At 43.6% G+C, this 1,703-nt stretch carries 1 protein-coding gene, 1 tRNA gene and 1 rRNA gene; all 3 read left to right on the top strand.

Annotated features, from left to right (window positions below; genetic code table 11):
- Positions 1 to 102 (top strand): 23S ribosomal RNA (locus tag JQM82_RS15485); the annotation flags it as partial.
- Positions 103 to 206: 104 nt separating this feature from the next.
- A tRNA-Asn gene (locus tag JQM82_RS15480) sits at positions 207 to 278 on the top strand.
- 126 nt (positions 279 to 404) lie between these two features.
- Positions 405 to 1,610, top strand: a complete 1,206-nt coding sequence (gene glp / locus JQM82_RS15475) for a gephyrin-like molybdotransferase Glp (protein ID WP_235251309.1) — start codon at positions 405 to 407, stop codon at positions 1,608 to 1,610.
- Positions 1,611 to 1,703 lie beyond the last annotated feature (93 nt).

The raw sequence follows: 1,703 nt of genomic DNA, 5'->3' as shown, positions 1-1,703 counted from the left end.
AAGTAGTAAGACCCCTTGAAGACGACGAGGTAGATAGGTCAGAGGTGGAAGTGTGGTAACACATGGAGCTGACTGATACTAATCGGTCGAGGGCATGACCAAGCAAGGTGATAGGTAAATGGATGATTTCTTGTATGCAGTTTTGAAGGTACATATAAAAAAGCTCTTGCAATTTGACAGGCAGGAGGATATAATAATATAGGTAATCCTCGATAGCTCAATGGTAGAGCACACGGCTGTTAACCGTGGGGTTGTTGGTTCGAGCCCAACTCGGGGAGTTTGAAGATCTGTAAAAGATAGTTTTTACAGATTTTTTTTATGTTAGATCAGAAAGAATGATATAAAAGTCAGAACTATTGATTAGTGATTTCAGAGTGTTTACAGTCAACTAAGGAGAGAAAAGTATGGATGCTCTTATGTTGGAGGAAGCCCTTGAATTGATTCTTTCCAGGGGTAAAAAAATCGATGAATGTGAGATAATTGACCTGTGGGATGTTGTAGGGAGAGTTCTTGCTGAGGATGTTGTTGCTCAAAGGAACCAGCCTCCTTTTCCACGTTCTCCGCTTGATGGATATGCGGTGAGAAGTTCAGATATAAAAGGGGCTTCACGGGAGTATCCGGTGACGCTTACCGTTATTACTGAAGTGGATGCTGGACATGTGGCCCAGAAGACGGTCGGTGTGGGAGAAGCTATAAGGATTATGACTGGGGCCCCGATACCGGATGGTGCCGATTGTATCATCGGGCAGGAAGATACGGATTGTGGTGAGAGCAGAGTTATTGTCTATGAGGAAGTAAAAGCCTGGCAAAATTATTGTTTTGAAGGAGAAGATTACAAAGCAGGAACAATACTGTTGAAAAAAGGTACTGTGTTAGGGTCGACGGAGGCAGGGATTCTTGCAAGCCTTGGCATGAGCCGTGTGTGTGTATATCGCAGACCCAGGGTTGCTGTGATCACCACCGGTGACGAGATCCTTCTTCCGGGAGAGGAGCTTCTTCCGGGGAAAATATATGATTCTAACCTTTATGCCCTTGTAACCAGATTACGCTCCTGGGGTGTAGAGATTTCAGCGAAAATGCGCGTGGAGGATGATGCAAAAAAAGTGGCAGAGATTGTGGAAAAAGTGATGACAGATGCCGATCTGATCGTTACAACAGGTGGGGTCTCTGTCGGGAAGAAAGACATCATGCATGAAGTTCTGAAGATTTTGAATTATGAAAAACTGTTCTGGAGAATCGCAGTCAAGCCGGGGATGCCGACATTGTGTGCTTCCTGTCAGAGAAAATTACTCGTTTGTCTGTCTGGAAATCCATATGGTGCGGTAGTGAATCTGGAACTTCTTATTCGCCCACTGCTTGCAGAGATGACAGGGAGAGAAGATCTGAAGATCCAAAGAAGGAGAGCTGTCTGTGAAAATTCTTTCCCGAAAAAAAGTAGGGTTACCCGATATGTGCGTGCATACTACAACGATGGAAAGGTACGAATTGCATCAGGATCAAACGCATCAGGGATCCTGAGCTCCATGTGCGGCTGTAATTGCCTGATTGTGATTCCGGCAGGTACAGAACGTGTTGAAAAAGATGATGAAGTTGAAGTAATACTTATATAGGTAAGAGAGATTGATCATAAAAAGGACTTTCGCATATTACAGTCTATGTTTTGCGAAAGTCCTTTTTATAATAAAGAGATTTATTATTATGGA

Origin of the sequence: Faecalicatena contorta (assembly GCF_021531995.1) — a bacterium.
GTDB lineage: Bacteria > Bacillota > Clostridia > Lachnospirales > Lachnospiraceae > Dorea_A > Dorea_A contorta_A.
This window is presented reverse-complemented; position numbering and strand designations above follow the sequence as displayed.